This window comes from Streptococcus sciuri, assembly GCF_024814375.1.
GTDB lineage: Bacteria > Bacillota > Bacilli > Lactobacillales > Streptococcaceae > Streptococcus > Streptococcus sciuri.
Genome location: NZ_JANUXX010000002.1, coordinates 74,922 through 90,376 on the forward strand (window position 1 = coordinate 74,922; position 15,455 = coordinate 90,376).

The following is a 15,455-nucleotide window of genomic DNA, read 5'->3' on the forward strand; positions in this document are numbered from 1 at the left end:
TTCTTTTGGTTAACACAATATTGACATAATATTTACAGTTCTTGTTTAAGTGTAAAGATTAAATTCATAGCCTCCATTGGTGTTAATGTCATCATGTCCGTCTCTCTCAAAGTATTGATAATCTTGTCGTAAGAAGGACTATCAATAAACGATAATTGCTCACTAACAGATGCTTGTTTAAGAGATTCTTTTGTTTTTGTCAATGTGTCCGTCGGTATTATTGATAATGGTAACTCAGAAGCATTTGTTTCCAGCTCTTCTAAAATGTAACTCGCTCGCTTCAGTAATTCTTTGGGTAATCCTGCAATCTTAGCAACATGGATACCATAGGATTTATCAGCAGGCCCTTTGGCAATTTGATGTAGAAAAGTCACTTCTCCATCTTTTTCTAAAGTTGCCACATGAACATTGACAAGATTTGTCAATTCTTTTGACAATCCTGTCAACTCATGGTAATGCGTTGCAAACATCGTCTTAGCTTGGACATGACGATAAATGTATTCGATAATAGCTTGTGCTAAAGCTAATCCATCATAAGTAGCTGTTCCTCTTCCTAGCTCATCAAAAAGAATCAAAGAATTTTTAGAAGCACGTTGCAAGGCATAATTGGCCTCGGTCATCTCAACCATAAATGTTGATTGCCCTGAAATCAAGTCATCAGCCGCCCCAATACGTGTAAAAATTGCATCAAAAACTGGAATATCTGCACTTTTAGCTGCGACATAAGCACCAATCTGTGCCATAATAACAGTCAAAGCAAGTTGACGCATATAGGTTGATTTTCCAGACATGTTAGGACCTGTGATGAGTTGGATATTTGTCTCTTTTTTAAAGTGAATACTATTTGGTATGTACTCTTGACTGCCCATAACTTTTTCGACAACCGCATGACGACCATCAATGATAGTAATTTCATTATCATCGTTAAAGTTTGGTCGGACATAGTGATTCACCTCTGCAACAACAGCAAAACTCTGCAAGACATCAATCTTTGCGATTATTTTTGCTAGATTCTGCAGGGGCTTGATATAATGCTCTACCTGCTCACGAACACGCATAAAAATATCATACTCTAAGTCGGCAGATTGATCCCGCGCTTCTAGCAACTCTCCTTCTATTTTAGCGAGTTCTGCCGTACCAAATCGCTCAGAATTTTTTAAAGTCGCTTTTTTAAAAAAATGTTCTGGAACGAGTGATAGATTAGAGTTGGTGACATGGAAATAGTATCCATCTTTACGATTGTAATCAATTTTCAGATTGTGGATACCACTTGCTTTTCGTTCTTTAGCTTCGATGTCAGCAATCCATCCTGTACCCTCACGCAGAACTTTGCGATAACTATCCAACTGTTCATCAAAACCTGTACGAATGATATTGCCCTCTGTAATCACTGCCTGCGCTTCTGGAGCAATAGCCAAACGAATAAGCTCTTCTAACTCTGGTAATGTATCTAGCTGTTTAATCAGTTTATCCAGAACAGGTTCTTGAAAATTTCCTAAGATTGCTTTTATGACAGGTACCTGCGCTAGAGTATGTCCTAATTGCAATAGATCTTTAGGATTCGCCTTACCAAAAGAGACTCTGCTCGCTAGACGCTCAATATCATAAACACCTTTCAAACTCTCTGTCAGATCTGTACGCTCAAAAAAATGCTCCAAAAAGACCTGCACAATCTCTTGACGCTCAATGATAACATCCTTATTAATCAATGGCTTATCTATCCAAGAACGAAGCATACGCATCCCCATAGCTGTCTTAGTCTCATCTAAAAGCCAATACAAACTACCGAGTTTCTTACCTGTTCTTGTATTTTCAAGTAAATCAAGACTAACCTTGGTGCTATAAGACATCTGTAAATGATCTTTAATTTCATAATGATGCACAGACTGCAAGTGACTGAGCTCTCGTTTTTGAGTGATATGAACGTACTGTAAAAGCTTCTCAGCTACTTGTTTTTCAAGAGGAGTTAGTTGCTTTGCAATAAGAGGAGACATATAACGTTCCTTTTCAGACGATACTAGAAGATTCATCTGCTTAGTGAAAACAGCGTGTTCTTCCTCTTTTAACTCATAACCAACTACCAACTCACGCGCTTTTAAGTTCATGATTTCACTACGAACAAGACCAAAATCAGCTAACTCTGTCACTCCAAACTCACCTGTGGAAACATCCATATAAGAAAGACCAAACTGATGCTCATCTTTATCAATAGCCACTAAAAAATTATTGGCGTTATCTGCTTTTGTTGAATCTATGACTGTTCCTGGAGTGATAACTTGAACGACTTCGCGTTTAACCACTCCAACAGCTTTTTTAGGATCTTCCATCTGTTCTGCAATCGCTACCTTGTAACCCAGATCAACCAAGGTATCAATATATTGCTGAGCAGAGTGATAAGGAACGCCTGCCATAGGAATGGGATTATCTGCATTCCGATTGCGACTGGTCAAGCTAATCTCTAAAATTTGTGCCGCTTTTACCGCATCTTCATAAAATAACTCATAAAAATCACCCATGCGAAAAAGTAAAAAAGCATCTGGATATTCTTTTTTTACATCCAAATACTGCTGCATACCTGGTGAAATTTTACCACTTGCCATTTCCCAACTCCTCATTAATTCTATCTTCCAATCGTTGCGTCACATATTGCAATAGGTCACTAGCATCTTGCATCTTTTGTCGATAATCTTGGACAAGCGGACTATCTTCTAACATCTGACGGAGAACATCAGCCTGACTAGCCGCTTGCTTGGCTGCTTTTTCTTTATGAATTTTCTGATATAAGACGACATCTTGCTGATAGATTTTCATCTGAATGACTTCATCTTTTAACTCAGAAAGTTCTTTTAGCCGTTCTTCTACCTTTTGAAAGGCTAAAACACTGGAATGATTCTGTAATTGACTGGTAAGATGTTGGATAGCTTTCTCTAGTTCTGTCATTTTTTAGCTCTGATTTTCTTTTCAAGACGAGACGCTACTACTTCGTCTTTACAAACCACAAGAAGAGTATCAGCACCCGCAACAGTACCCAAAATACTGTCATTCTTTTCAGCATCTATGAGATTTGCCAAGACATCAGCCTCACCTAGATCGGTTTTTATAACAAGCATAAATCCAGCACGTTCTAACTTTTTAACATAACTGTAAATTGCTGGATTTAAACGCAGATTTGCCTGTGAAGATAAACTATAGTAAAGTTTACCATCGCTATTGCGTAGCTTTAAAAGTCCAATCTCTCGCAAATCACGTGACAGGGTAGCCTGAGTTACTGAGATACCATCATCTTGCAAATAATGTTTGATTTCTTCTTGTGTGCCAATATTTCTTTCTTGGATAAGTCGTATAATATGCTCTTGTCGTTCTTTTTTATTCATTATCCATCCTCATTATGCATTTGTCTCTAAAATTATACCAAAAATTGCTAACTTTTTCATCCTATGAAGAGATTTCTCAAAGTCTTTTTTAAACATTCCTCTAAAGAGTCGTCTAATTGCCTAAAATATGATAGAATGGAGGTGAATAACTATACTAATAAGGAGAACTTCATGGATACCAAACAAACTGTCGCAAAGAGTATTCACCAAGCCATTCCAGACTTGACATTAGAAGAAATCATACAATCGTTAGAAACCCCTAAAAATACTAAAATGGGAGACCTCGCTTTCCCTACTTTCTCTTTGGCAAAAACATTTCGTAAAGCACCACAGATGATTGCTAGTGAAATCGTTAAAAAACTAGATACTACTGGTTTTGAAAAAATTGAGGCTGTCGGTCCTTACATTAACTTTTTCCTAGATAAGACAAGCATCTCTAATCACGTTCTTAAGGATATTATCACAGCTGGTAGTCACTATGCTGAACAAAATATTGGACATGGTCGTAACATCGCTATTGACATGTCCAGTCCTAACATTGCAAAACCTTTCTCTATCGGTCACTTACGCTCAACTGTTATAGGAGACAGTCTCGCCTTAATCTTTGAAAAAATTGGCTACAAAGCTGTTAAAATCAATCATCTTGGTGACTGGGGTAAACAATTTGGAATGTTAATTGTTGCTTATCAAAAATGGGGAGATGAAAAAGCAGTCCAAGCTCATCCAATTGATGAACTCCTCAAACTCTACGTTCGTATCAATGCTGAAGCCGAAAAAGATCCCAGTATCGATGAAGAAGCACGCACTTGGTTTCGTAAGCTAGAAGACGGTGATGAAGAAGCAATTAAATTATGGCAGTGGTTCCGTGATGAAAGTCTCATTGAATTTAATCGTCTTTACAATGAATTAGAAGTCTCATTTGACAGCTACAACGGAGAAGCTTTTTATAACGATAAGATGGACGAAATTGTGGATAGTCTCACTCAAAAAGAGCTTCTTGAAGAATCACAGGGAGCACAAGTCGTCAATCTTCAAAGATATGGCATTGAACATCCTGCTCTCATCAAGAAATCAGACGGTGCCACATTATACATTACACGTGACCTTGCTGCTGCCCTTTACCGTAAACGTACCTATGATTTTGCTAAAGCTATTTACGTTGTTGGAAATGAGCAATCTGCACATTTTAAACAACTAAAAGCCCTACTTAAAGAAATGGGGTATGAGTGGTCTGATGATGTGACACACGTACCATTTGGTTTAGTGACAAAAGATGGTAAAAAACTCTCTACACGCAAAGGAAATGTCATCCTTCTTGAGCCAACAATCGCTGAAGCTGTTAGCCGTGCTAAAGCACAAATTGAAGCTAAAAATCCAGATTTAGCTCATAAAGATGAAATTGCACATGCCGTAGGAATTGGAGCTATTAAATTTTACGATCTCAAGACCGATCGACTAAATGGATATGACTTCAACCTTGAAGCTATGGTCTCCTTTGAAGGAGAGACAGGACCCTATGTACAATATGCTCATGCACGTATCCAATCTATCTTAAAAAAAGCTAACTTTACACCAGATCCAGAAGCTCGCTATCATTTAAATGACAGTGAAAGTTGGGAAATTATTAAACTCCTTCAAGATTTTCCACGTATCATCATACGTAGCGCTGATAACCTTGAGCCTTCTATCATCGCAAAGTTTGCTATTAATCTCGCTCAAAATTTCAATAAATACTATGCGCACACACGCATCCTAGATGATTCTCCTGAACGTGACAGTCGTCTTGCCCTCAGCTACACCACTGCTATTGTCCTAAAAGAGGCTCTACGTCTACTTGGAGTTCAGGCTCCTGATGAAATGTGATATTCAAGATTACCAAATGAAAAGCTCTTAGAAAATTAATTTTCTAAGAGCTTTTCATTTATCATAATTATGCCGTCTAATTTTAAAATCAGAACTAACAACTTCATCTACATCAATAATTGAAATGAAAGCATCTGGATCAATCTTTGCTAACAGCTCTTTCACATCACGCACTTCACTGGGATTTAACACAACATACAGAATATCCATGCTCGTCTTGGAGTAAGCTCCTTGTCCCCTTAAAAAGGTAACACCTCGATTGATTTCTTGTAAAATTGTATCTGCTACTTGCTGAGAATATCTTGTAACAATAATCATTCCTCGCACAGTATAGCCACCATTTTGCACAATCGTAAGTACTTGGCTATAAACGAAACTGGCAATTAAAGTGTAAAGCATATGCTGCAAATCAATATAGCTCAAAGAAGCAGTCAGAACCAAAGCATCTATAATAAGCAACGTTTGCCCTAATTTAAAACCAAACTTCACCTCCAAGATACGTCCAATAATGTCTGTTCCTCCGGTTGTAGCACCATAACGAAAGACAAGACCACTACCAACTCCAGCGATAAGACCAGCCACCACTGCAACCAACATCATATCATCATGAAGAGGAAGATCTATTAGAAAGTGCTGCCACAACCACATAAAGAAAGAGAGCAAAATTGTTGCGTACAGCGTAAAAGCTAAAGAACGTTTACCTAAAATCTTAATTCCCAAGATAAATAAGGGAATATTTATCAGCAACGAGATATAAGCAGGGTCTATACCGTAGAAAGAATGAACAATCAGAGTCACCCCTGTAACTCCCCCTTCTGCTAAATGGTTAGACATATTCAGTTTGATAAAACCAAAGGTATAGATAGCAACACCAACTGTAACACCGACCAAACTCTTAGCTAGTGCTAATTGTTCTCGCCTAATCACTCAGCTCACCTCCCCACAAAAACACTTAATCATCGTCCACAAATCGTCCAATAATGTGAACATTTTCAGCTATTGAAATAAAAGCACTTGAATCTGCTTTTTTCATTAGATGTTTAAATTCGCCGTATTCTTCACGTGTGATAATCGTTAATAACACGGATTTTTTCTCATGATTATAAGTTCCTTCAGCATCATTGATACAAGTCACCCCACGGTGCAGACGCTTGTGGATTTTATGAATGACTTTCTCAGGATGGCTGGTGACAATCATAGCCTGCATTTTCTTTTGTTTAGTAAAGATAGCATCTGTCACTCGACTAGAGACGAAAATAGTCACCATTGAATAAAGAGCATATTTCCAACCAAATAAAATCCCCGCAAAAATCATAATCGTCCCATTGACCATGAGTGAAATACGCCCAACGTCGCGCCCTGTTTTCTTGCGAATAGCCAGACTCACAATATCTGTTCCTCCGCTTGAAATACGGGATTTAAGACCATAACCAATCCCAACTCCCATAACAAGCCCCCCAAAAATAGCATTAATTAGAGGATCGGTAGTCAGAGTCACCTGTGGAATAAACTGAATGAAAAAAGAGCTAACCGTTACTGTAATAAAGGTAAATACCGTAAATTTATGCCCTATTTGATACCAAGCTAAAAGCAACAATGGTAGGTTAATTGCATAAAAAGCAACTGCAATCGGTATTTCAAAACCCAAAAAACGCTCACTCACAGCCGATATGACCTGTGCTAAACCTGTTGCTCCACTTGAGTAAACATGACCCGGCTGGAAGAAGAAATTAACCGCTATACTTGAGAGAAGTCCATAGAGAAGAGATGCTGAAACTTTTTCAGCATATTTCTCTCTTGAGATACTTTGAAGAGTGTGGAAAAGACCAACTTTCTTAGCTAAATTACTAGCCAGATATTTGACTCTTTTCAAAAAGGGGGCTTTTTTTCTTGGCATAATTTTTCTCTTTATTTTTCACCCAATTGTTCAGACGTTGTTGCAATTGCTAATTCATCAAGTTGCTTACTAGAGACAAGGCTGGGAGCTTGTGTCATTGGATCGCTTGCTTTATTATTCTTAGGAAAAGCAATAACTTCACGAATATTATCTTTGCCTGCTAGTAACATAACAAAACGATCAAGTCCTATAGCAAGCCCCCCATGAGGTGGGAAACCATATTCCATAGCTTCTAGTAAGAAACCAAATTGCTCTCTTGCTTCTTCTTGCGAAAAACCAAGAGCCCTAAACATACGTTCCTGCATATCTTTATGATTGATACGCAAACTACCACCACCTAGTTCGTAACCATTTAAGACGATATCATAGGCAACCGCACGCACTTTAGAGAGATCTCCTTCAAGTTCATGAGCTGTCTTTTCTTGAGGAAGTGTGAAAGGATGATGAGCGCTCATATAGCGTCCTTCTTCTTCTGACCATTCAAACATTGGCCAATCAACAACCCAAAGGAAATTGAACTGAGACGTGTCAATCATGTCAAGCTCTTTTGCGATACGAACTCGTAAAGCACCAAGCGTGTTATTTGCAACTTCAAGACTATCTGCAACAAAAAGAACTAAATCATCGTTTACCAACTGCAAACAATCTGTCAACTTATCTTCAATACATGTCAAAAATTTAGCTATAGGACCTGTAAGAGTCTCGTCACTATACTTGATCCAAGCTAGGCCTTTCGCACCAAACTGCTTAGCTATTTCAGTCATCTTGTCAATATCTTTACGAGAATAATGAATGGCTCCATTCCTAATAACAATAGCCTTTACAACTGGTGCTTGTGAAAAGACCTTAAACTCAGTCTCTTTAACAGCTGCGGTAACATCTTGAAGCAACATATCAAAACGTGTATCAGGCTTGTCAGAACCATAATTGTTCATCGCATCATCGTAGGTCATACGTGGAAATGGTAAAGTTACATCAATCCCTTTCGTTTCTTTCATGACCAGAGCAATCATACCTTCTGTAATATCTTGAATATCCTGATCAGACAAAAAACTTGTCTCTAAGTCAACTTGTGTAAACTCAGGTTGGCGATCCCCACGTAAGTCTTCATCACGAAAACATTTCACAATTTGATAATAGCGGTCAAAACCAGCATTCATCAAGAGTTGCTTCGTAATTTGTGGGCTTTGAGGAAGAGCGTAGAAACGCCCTTGATTCACACGACTTGGTACAAGATAATCACGCGCTCCTTCTGGCGTTGACTTGGCTAACATTGGTGTTTCGACATCAATAAAGTCTAGCTCGTCTAAATAGTTGCGAATAGAGTGAGTCACCTTAGCACGCAATTTAAAGTTTGCAAGCATTTCTGGACGACGAAGATCAAGATAACGATAACGCAAACGCGTTTCATCCGTTGCTTCGATACCATCTTTAATTTCAAAAGGCGTTGTCTTAGCTGTATTTAAAATCGTTAAACTCTCAACCTGTAACTCAACACGTCCTGTTGCTACCTTATCATTTGCTTCTTCACGAGCGACAACGACACCAGTCACCTCGATGACAAACTCACTTCTTAGCTTTTCAGCGGTTTCCATCACGCTAGTATCCACTTTTTCAGGATTGATAACTAGCTGCATAATACCCTCACGGTCTCGCAAATCAATAAAAATAAGACCACCAAGATCACGACGACGCCCAACCCAACCATTTAGCGTCAAAGTTTGTCCGATATGTTCCTTTCGGACACTACCCGCATACATACTTCTTTTCATAATCGATACCAAGATACACAAATGTACCTGCTTCCTTTCCTGCTTAAAATCAATTCATCTCACCTATTATAACAAAAAGACAGCAAAAACCCCACCCATTGGGCAGAGTTTTTTCTATTTGTCTTGAGAATACTTTAGTTGTCCGTCAACTTCTTGGATAATCCTCTTCATCTCCTGTAACGAAAACCAGTAAATGATGGCGTAAATGATACTAAAGATAACGCTAAACAAAAGCACATTTGTCACGTTTGGATTGTACCAACCCGCTAAAAATCCAATACCAAAGAGACATATGAGCATGGTGATAAAATGGCAAATAGTCATGCGCAATAAGCTCCATTCTTGTTGGAAGAACCAACCGCCTAGAGAAAAGAGACAACCAATCAAAAACCATAAGCCTACACAGACAGCCATGGTCTGCACGTTTGTCAGATGTTGGCCATACCAAACGCCCATGATTGAGTGAGGGTTTACAGGACTGTAAACATCTGAAAATACAGCTGAAAATATCAGCGAACACATTAAACCAATACTAAGCCCTTGACAACCCGCAACAAATAATTCCTTAACTTTCATCTTACAATGCCTCCTTTAAAACCTTGAGATAACGACGTGAGGAATAACTGATTTTATCTCCAATAAAATATAACTCGACTAGCCCTGCTTTAGTTATCTTGACACGCTGGACATAGTTGCGATTGATGATCTCTGATTGTGATATTTGAATAAAATCTCGACTCAAGATCTGCTTCATATCCCTAAGAGCTTGATATGACTCAAAATAGCCATCTAACGTGTCAATGATTAGTTTACGGTTTTCACGATAAATACGAATGACAGATTTTTGTTGCACCTTGTACTGCTCTCTCCCCTTTTTGACCGATAAAAATTGTGGCATTAACAGCTCTTTAATCCTCTTTTGAAGAGTCTTAACCACTTTATCCAACTGGTGGGCATAGATGACGACTTCTTCTTTATCCTGCTTTGCAATCGCTATTCTAACCTCCATAGCTAACCTCCTTTACACCCTTATTAAAACACAAGTAAAGCCTCTTTGCTACGCTTTTGGTCTATATGGTTTATCTCCCTGTCTAAACGGCAAAAAACAGCCTCGTCTGAGACTGTCCTTTTAGAAATTAAGTTGTTTTAAGATACTTGCAAAATCTGTTTTTATCGTCTCAAGACTAACTTTGACTTCTTCACGTGTGTGATTGTTTTTGACACTGACTTGCTGGCTTTCAAGCTCGCTAGAGCCGAGTGTAATAACTGTTTTAGCATTAAAGGCGTCTGCTGATTTGAATTGCGCTTTGATTTTACGTCCAAGGTAGTCACGTTCTGCTGAGAAACCTTGGCTGCGGATAGCTTGAACAAGTTCCAACGCTTTAAGGTTTACACCCTGTCCCAAAACAGCAATGTAAACGTCCATTTTGTTTTCAACTGGCAATTCGATACCTTGTTTTTCGAGGATAAGAAGTAACCGTTCAAGACCAAGTCCAAAACCAAAACCAGGGGTAACTGGCCCGTCAAAGTATTCAACGAGACTGTCATAGCGACCACCAGCACAAATTGTCAATTCAGATTTATCAACAGTTGTGATGAATTCAAAGATAGTGTGGTTATAGTAATCAAGACCACGAACCATGTTTGTATCAATGATATATGGGATATTGAGGGTTTCAAGCATACTACACACAGCATCAAAATGAGCTTGGCTTTCGTCATCAAGATAATCAAGAATTGATGGTGCGTTTTCAACAGCAATCTTGTCTTCTTTCTCTTTTGAATCAAGGACACGAAGTGGATTTTCATCTAAACGACGTTGACTGTCTTTTGACAATTGCTCACGTATTGGCGTGAGGTAATCAATCAAAGCTTGACGATATGCCAAACGGCTTGCTGCACTTCCCAAAGTATTCAAATGAAGCGTAACATCTTTAATGCCCAGCGTTTGGAACAATTGGTAAGCCATCGCGATTGTTTCAACATCTGTGGCAGGATTTGCTGAACCGAAGCACTCAACACCAACTTGATGGAATTCCCGCAAACGACCTGCTTGAGGGCGTTCGTAGCGGAACATTGAGCCGATGTAGTACATCTTAACTGGCTTTTGAACTTCTGGTGCAAATAATTTATTTTCCACAAAAGAACGCACAACAGGAGCTGTACCTTCTGGACGCAAAGTAATATGGCGGTCACCTTTATCGTGAAAATCATACATTTCTTTTGTCACGATGTCCGTTGTATCACCAACAGAACGGCTGATAACCTCATAATGTTCAAACATTGGTGTACGAATTTCGCTGTAATTGTATTTTTTAAATGTTTCACGTGCAACTGCTTCTACGTATTGCCATTTAGCGCTTTCGCTGGGTAAAATATCCTGTGTTCCTTTAGGTTTTTGTAATTTCATAATAACTCTAAAGAGTCTCGTCTACATTACCTTGTAGACTGCTCTATTTTCCTTTCTCTAACTAATAAACCTAACCCATTTTACCATATTTACGCTCATAGTGCCAAAACTATCTGATTATCAAAGATACCAAAACAATACTCCCTCAAAAAAATGTCAAGTAACTTTACTTTACATTTTTTTTTTGGTATACTGTTAGAGTTGATGAAAATCAAACATTAGTAATGAATATTTCAATGGAGGAAACAAACAAATGGCAGTACCTGCACGTCGCACATCAAAAGCGAAGAAAAACAAACGTCGTACACACTACAAATTGACTGCTCCATCAGTTAAATTTGACGAGACTACTGGAGATTACTCACGTTCTCACCGCGTATCTTTGAAAGGATACTACAAAGGACGTAAAATCGCAAAAGCTGCTACAGCTGAATAATAGAAGGGAGATACTATGCGCGTAAATATTACACTTGAACACAAAGAATCTGGTGAACGCTTGTACCTTACTTCTAAAAACAAACGTAACACTCCAGACCGTCTTCAATTGAAGAAATACTCACCAAAATTGCGTAAACACGTTGTTTTTACTGAGGTGAAATAAGGTTTCACTACACGTCAATAGACGTTAGAAGCCTTGATTTCATGCGGTTTCTGATTTTTTAAATTTCAGCAGATTGCAATAAAAATCAACCGAATCACTACCTTTTTCTCTACCTTTTAGGAAAAATGAATCGGATAACAATAAAAAGTACTCTAGTCTAATGTGTAAACTAGGGTACTTTTATTAATAAAAAATCAAACTCCATTCTTTAACCATCTTTTTGTGGAAACTTTTATATAAACATAATTTATGATGAACAGTGTAAGAAGATAGGGTAATACAACACAAAATGATGAGAAATCCTGAATATTCCCTTTAGACATTATATTACTAACTTCTTCATACAATAAATTGGAAGCATCAAAGATGGCTACATATTTAAATATTCCTCCTATTGCAACTAAAATAATTGATGTAATCCAATAAGCTAGTGAAACTCCTATTGAAACAAGCATATTTGAAAAAATGACACTAATTGTACCAACAATTAAAAGATACTGTAATATAATTATAGAAAAAGCTACTGTTGAGAATAAAAAATAAAAAATTGAAAATCCTAATGTTAAACAAACTATAATATTTGCAAGTATTATTGAAATGACAAATTCAATAAATAACACAAAAAGTTTACTATAAAAGTATTGTACTAATTGGTAACCTGAAAAGTAATTCCATAAAATCGTTTTTTCGGAATAGTCCTTATTAAAAAAATACACGACAACAAAGCCAAATATTAAAAAACCAAATTGAGTAAATACTGTATAAGTACTAAAATAAAAATCTCCTAATTCTAAAGTACTCACTTTATCAATTCCAACAGGTAGAATATAGCCCAAAATATAGGATAATATTACTGTTGATACAATATAAAAAAGCGTCCTATTCCTTATTGATTTGCGTAACTCTAATTTAAACATATTATGACTCTCCCAAATACCAACTAATTGCCTTATCTAATGAATTAACTTTATTAAATTTAGTGTCATCAATTACTAGATAGTTTCCCTCAAGTTCCCTAATATCACTTATATCATGTGAGATATTAATGATTATTTTTTCAGGATTATTAATAATATAATTTTTTAAAAAAACATGTATCTCATCAACAGTTTTTTTATCTAGGGCATTCGTAATTTCATCAAAAATGATAATATTCTTATCTAAAGAAAGAAGGATATACAATTTTACCTTTTGCTTTTGACCATCACTTAAGTATTTTAGTTTGACATGAGCATCAATAGATTTTATATTTAATAAGTCGTACATTTCATTAGACAATTTCCATGGAACTGTATTTTGTAAATCTGATATCGTCAATTCACTAGGAATATTTGAATAACTAGATATAATTAAAGTTTTTTTAGAAATGTCATTTGGAAAGCACTTACTATTATTAAGTATAAAGTCCTTTGCAAGTTGTGATTTTCCTGAACCATTCCTTCCTAAAACATGATTAATTTTACCTTTTTCAAAAAATAGTCTCGTATTTTCTAATAATTTTTTATTACCAACTGTTAAGTTATAATTATCAATAATCATCTCATACTCCTTAATTTGCTTACTTTAGGGAATGGTTTGTCCAAATAATTAATCTTAATTGTTTATCACGTTAGTGGGCTGAACCAGCAATCCATCGATTTGCTTGGCTTTTTACAAAATACCAAAGGTCATTAACATTATCAAGTTCATTTTTTTGAGTAAGGATTTTTTCAAAATTCATATCATCAAGAACAGTTTTAGTTTCTCTTTGTACCATTTTATTTTGTTTCATAGTAATTCCTCCTCGTAATAAATGGATAAACCACTCCCTAAAGTAAGTAAATTTTTCCCTAAAGGCTCCAAATAAACCACAGTGTATAAACTATTACAAATATAATATTTATCAACTTTATAGTTTTAATAAATTTGTTATTTTCTATAAAAAGTTTCTTTTCAACAACCTCTCTAACTGCTAAGATAACTTTATATCCGTCCGAATTCATCATAGGAATTGAATTAACTATAATATCAATAGACATATATTTAGCTAGAGAAATTAATACACCATTAGTAAAAATAAGTCCCACACAAAATAGAATATTATTCATTAGTAAGCTAAAGAGTAGACCTCCTAGGTGAACTATTATTTTTTCTTTTTTGCTCAATAAATAAGTATCATTCATCCTAACAAAAAACGAAGGGAACACATAATTAAATTTAAATCCAACCTTATCTATTTTTCTCCCAAAATATTTGAAGCAAACTATATGTCCCAACTCATGAAATACGATAAATATTAATAAGTACAACACTAAAAACGAAATAAAGTTTTCCTTTGTAACGCTACCATATAATTTTATGTCGGATACAGCTATATATAAATTAACCAATTCTAAAAAAAAGATAAACAATATAAAAACATAAAAACCAATAGTAGATACTTTTTCTTCTCTTTCTAAAAGTTCAATATTTAGTTCATTGATTTCCTTAGGGCTTATAGTGTAGAATTTATGTTTCTCTTTATCTTTTACCACGTAAGCATCATTTTCACCAAATACTTCATATCTAAAACTATTAAACGTTTTCAAAGTTTTCTTCATAATAATCCTTTATATCATCTGATATTGCTCTTATTTTTTCTACATCAGAAAAAATAAATCTACATATCTCACAACTAGATACAAATTTTTGCTTACTTAAATCTAGATGCATTTTTTCTATAAACCATTTAAAGCCCTCTTTCTTCAATATGTATAATAATATGTTTGAATAAAGTTGAGACTCTAATTTCTCAACTCCGTCCCCTGTAATACTCCCAATTCTAAGATTGCTTTCAAATACAGATGGTGAGCAACAAGGGTATATATAGCCATCATGATGTACTACAAATTCCCAGCCAGTTGCAGGACAACTTAGTTCGAGCTCTCTCACTGTTTTTAAATATAAATCATCAACATTCAAATTTGTTGCTCGTCCAACAGGAGATGCTGGAACCATTGTTATTTGAATACCAAATATGCTTTCTCCCAAATCTCTAAGTAATCCAACACCAATGTGTTTTTTATCTACCACCATATTTAACGCTACACCAATATCAAATTTCTTTATAAGTGTTAGTAAACGTTTGATATTGGCAATAGGGATATATTCAGCGTGATAGTCATCATAACTAATAGTCAAATAGTTTAGACCAGCTAATTTTAGCTCTGACAACATTCTTTCTGTTGTAGTTTCAGATGTTGCCCAAAAGCCATTAGAAATCAAGGTAACTTCTTTACCTACTGACGATAGTCTTTGAATTATTTCTAATACTTTATTTTTACGTAAAAGAGCTTCGCCACCTGTTAAAGAAACAACTTTAACTTCATCATGACTCTCAGCATAAGATACAACTTTTTCAATCTCATCATCTGTTAGATAATTATTAGAATTTGGTAAACACTCGAAACAACAGTGAGAACACTTCGCATTACACCTTTGTGTAAGATTAATAACAATACTTTTCATCTAATCACCCCACAAATAAAAAGATACATACAAGATATAACTAAATCTTCAC

General features: G+C 36.0%; 17 protein-coding genes. 3 read left to right on the forward strand and 14 right to left on the reverse strand.

Annotated elements, in window-relative coordinates; genetic code table 11:
• Positions 1-32 precede the first annotated feature (32 nt).
• From mutS to argR, 3 genes are read right to left on the reverse strand one after another with little or no spacing between them, the layout of a single operon-like run.
• Positions 33-2,615 (reverse strand): DNA mismatch repair protein MutS, encoded by a 2,583-nt coding sequence (mutS, locus tag NXS10_RS02930; protein ID WP_373317979.1) that lies wholly within the window; start codon positions 2,613-2,615, stop codon positions 33-35.
• The gene (locus NXS10_RS02935; protein WP_259137488.1) at positions 2,587-2,940 is read right to left on the reverse strand and encodes a YlbF family regulator; all 354 of its coding nucleotides are present in this window, start codon (positions 2,938-2,940) and stop codon (positions 2,587-2,589) included. Before NXS10_RS02935 ends, mutS begins: the two co-directional genes overlap by 29 nt.
• Positions 2,937-3,374 (reverse strand): arginine repressor, encoded by a 438-nt coding sequence (argR, locus tag NXS10_RS02940; protein WP_259137490.1) that lies wholly within the window; start codon positions 3,372-3,374, stop codon positions 2,937-2,939. The genes NXS10_RS02935 and argR overlap by 4 nt, the downstream gene beginning before the upstream one ends.
• 171 nt (positions 3,375-3,545) lie before the next feature.
• On the opposite strand from argR, the gene argS reads away from it, so the two are divergent.
• Positions 3,546-5,237, forward strand: coding sequence for an arginine--tRNA ligase (gene argS, locus NXS10_RS02945; RefSeq protein ID WP_259137492.1), 1,692 nt, complete (start codon positions 3,546-3,548; stop codon positions 5,235-5,237).
• 54 nt (positions 5,238-5,291) lie between these two features.
• On the opposite strand, the gene NXS10_RS02950 is transcribed toward argS, so the two are convergent.
• The 6 genes from NXS10_RS02950 to hisS form a co-directional block, all read right to left on the reverse strand.
• Complete coding sequence (locus NXS10_RS02950) at positions 5,292-6,161, reverse strand: YitT family protein (protein WP_259137626.1); 870 nt, start codon at positions 6,159-6,161, stop codon at positions 5,292-5,294.
• Between the two features lie 28 nt (positions 6,162-6,189).
• Positions 6,190-7,134 carry a YitT family protein gene (locus tag NXS10_RS02955; RefSeq protein ID WP_259137494.1) on the reverse strand — a complete coding sequence of 315 codons (945 nt, stop codon included), beginning with the start codon at positions 7,132-7,134 and terminating at the stop codon, positions 6,190-6,192.
• An 11-nt stretch (positions 7,135-7,145) separates the two neighbouring features.
• Complete coding sequence (gene aspS, locus NXS10_RS02960; protein ID WP_259137496.1) at positions 7,146-8,906, reverse strand: aspartate--tRNA ligase; 1,761 nt, start codon at positions 8,904-8,906, stop codon at positions 7,146-7,148.
• 114 nt (positions 8,907-9,020) lie between these two features.
• On the reverse strand, positions 9,021-9,482 hold the full coding sequence (locus NXS10_RS02965) for a DUF3021 domain-containing protein (RefSeq protein WP_259137498.1): 462 nt from the start codon (positions 9,480-9,482) through the stop codon (positions 9,021-9,023).
• A 1-nt stretch (position 9,483) separates the two neighbouring features.
• Positions 9,484-9,915, reverse strand: a complete 432-nt coding sequence (locus NXS10_RS02970) for a LytTR family DNA-binding domain-containing protein (RefSeq protein ID WP_259137500.1) — start codon at positions 9,913-9,915, stop codon at positions 9,484-9,486.
• A 120-nt stretch (positions 9,916-10,035) separates the two neighbouring features.
• Positions 10,036-11,316, reverse strand: coding sequence for a histidine--tRNA ligase (gene hisS, locus NXS10_RS02975; RefSeq protein ID WP_259137502.1), 1,281 nt, complete (start codon positions 11,314-11,316; stop codon positions 10,036-10,038).
• A 253-nt stretch (positions 11,317-11,569) separates the two neighbouring features.
• Between hisS and rpmF the strand changes: the two genes are divergently transcribed.
• Together rpmF and rpmG are read left to right on the forward strand one after the other, a co-directional pair.
• The gene (rpmF, locus tag NXS10_RS02980) at positions 11,570-11,752 is read left to right on the forward strand and encodes a 50S ribosomal protein L32 (RefSeq protein ID WP_259137504.1); all 183 of its coding nucleotides are present in this window, start codon (positions 11,570-11,572) and stop codon (positions 11,750-11,752) included.
• Between the two features lie 15 nt (positions 11,753-11,767).
• The gene (rpmG, locus tag NXS10_RS02985) at positions 11,768-11,917 is read left to right on the forward strand and encodes a 50S ribosomal protein L33 (RefSeq protein WP_001265622.1); all 150 of its coding nucleotides are present in this window, start codon (positions 11,768-11,770) and stop codon (positions 11,915-11,917) included.
• A 194-nt stretch (positions 11,918-12,111) separates the two neighbouring features.
• Here rpmG and yydJ read toward each other — a convergent pair whose 3' ends face one another.
• The 5 genes from yydJ to NXS10_RS03010 form a co-directional block, all read right to left on the reverse strand.
• The gene (yydJ, locus tag NXS10_RS02990) at positions 12,112-12,834 is read right to left on the reverse strand and encodes a YydJ family epipeptide exporter permease subunit (RefSeq protein ID WP_259137506.1); all 723 of its coding nucleotides are present in this window, start codon (positions 12,832-12,834) and stop codon (positions 12,112-12,114) included.
• Position 12,835: 1 nt separating this feature from the next.
• On the reverse strand, positions 12,836-13,456 hold the full coding sequence (yydI, locus tag NXS10_RS02995) for a YydI family epipeptide exporter ATP-binding subunit (protein ID WP_259137508.1): 621 nt from the start codon (positions 13,454-13,456) through the stop codon (positions 12,836-12,838).
• Positions 13,457-13,526: 70 nt separating this feature from the next.
• The gene (locus NXS10_RS03000; RefSeq protein WP_259137509.1) at positions 13,527-13,688 is read right to left on the reverse strand and encodes an epipeptide YydF family RiPP; all 162 of its coding nucleotides are present in this window, start codon (positions 13,686-13,688) and stop codon (positions 13,527-13,529) included.
• 58 nt (positions 13,689-13,746) lie between these two features.
• On the reverse strand, positions 13,747-14,496 hold the full coding sequence (locus tag NXS10_RS03005) for a YydH/LiaK family epipeptide maturation metalloprotease (protein ID WP_259137511.1): 750 nt from the start codon (positions 14,494-14,496) through the stop codon (positions 13,747-13,749).
• The gene (locus NXS10_RS03010) at positions 14,471-15,403 is read right to left on the reverse strand and encodes a YydG family radical SAM peptide epimerase (protein WP_259137512.1); all 933 of its coding nucleotides are present in this window, start codon (positions 15,401-15,403) and stop codon (positions 14,471-14,473) included. Before NXS10_RS03010 ends, NXS10_RS03005 begins: the two co-directional genes overlap by 26 nt.
• Between the last annotated feature and the right edge of the window lie 52 nt (positions 15,404-15,455).

Coding starts and splice junctions, on each gene's coding strand:
- mutS (WP_373317979.1), bottom strand. CDS start 2,615: ATGAGGAGTTGGGAAATGGCAAGTGGTAAAATTTCACCAGGTATGCAG.
- NXS10_RS02935 (WP_259137488.1), bottom strand. CDS start 2,940: ATGACAGAACTAGAGAAAGCTATCCAACATCTTACCAGTCAATTACAG.
- argR (WP_259137490.1), bottom strand. CDS start 3,374: ATGAATAAAAAAGAACGACAAGAGCATATTATACGACTTATCCAAGAA.
- argS (WP_259137492.1), top strand. CDS start 3,546: ATGGATACCAAACAAACTGTCGCAAAGAGTATTCACCAAGCCATTCCA.
- NXS10_RS02955 (WP_259137494.1), bottom strand. CDS start 7,134: ATGCCAAGAAAAAAAGCCCCCTTTTTGAAAAGAGTCAAATATCTGGCT.
- aspS (WP_259137496.1), bottom strand. CDS start 8,906: ATGAAAAGAAGTATGTATGCGGGTAGTGTCCGAAAGGAACATATCGGA.
- NXS10_RS02965 (WP_259137498.1), bottom strand. CDS start 9,482: ATGAAAGTTAAGGAATTATTTGTTGCGGGTTGTCAAGGGCTTAGTATT.
- NXS10_RS02970 (WP_259137500.1), bottom strand. CDS start 9,915: ATGGAGGTTAGAATAGCGATTGCAAAGCAGGATAAAGAAGAAGTCGTC.
- hisS (WP_259137502.1), bottom strand. CDS start 11,316: ATGAAATTACAAAAACCTAAAGGAACACAGGATATTTTACCCAGCGAA.
- rpmF (WP_259137504.1), top strand. CDS start 11,570: ATGGCAGTACCTGCACGTCGCACATCAAAAGCGAAGAAAAACAAACGT.
- rpmG (WP_001265622.1), top strand. CDS start 11,768: ATGCGCGTAAATATTACACTTGAACACAAAGAATCTGGTGAACGCTTG.
- yydJ (WP_259137506.1), bottom strand. CDS start 12,834: ATGTTTAAATTAGAGTTACGCAAATCAATAAGGAATAGGACGCTTTTT.
- yydI (WP_259137508.1), bottom strand. CDS start 13,456: ATGATTATTGATAATTATAACTTAACAGTTGGTAATAAAAAATTATTA.
- NXS10_RS03000 (WP_259137509.1), bottom strand. CDS start 13,688: ATGAAACAAAATAAAATGGTACAAAGAGAAACTAAAACTGTTCTTGAT.
- NXS10_RS03005 (WP_259137511.1), bottom strand. CDS start 14,496: ATGAAGAAAACTTTGAAAACGTTTAATAGTTTTAGATATGAAGTATTT.
- NXS10_RS03010 (WP_259137512.1), bottom strand. CDS start 15,403: ATGAAAAGTATTGTTATTAATCTTACACAAAGGTGTAATGCGAAGTGT.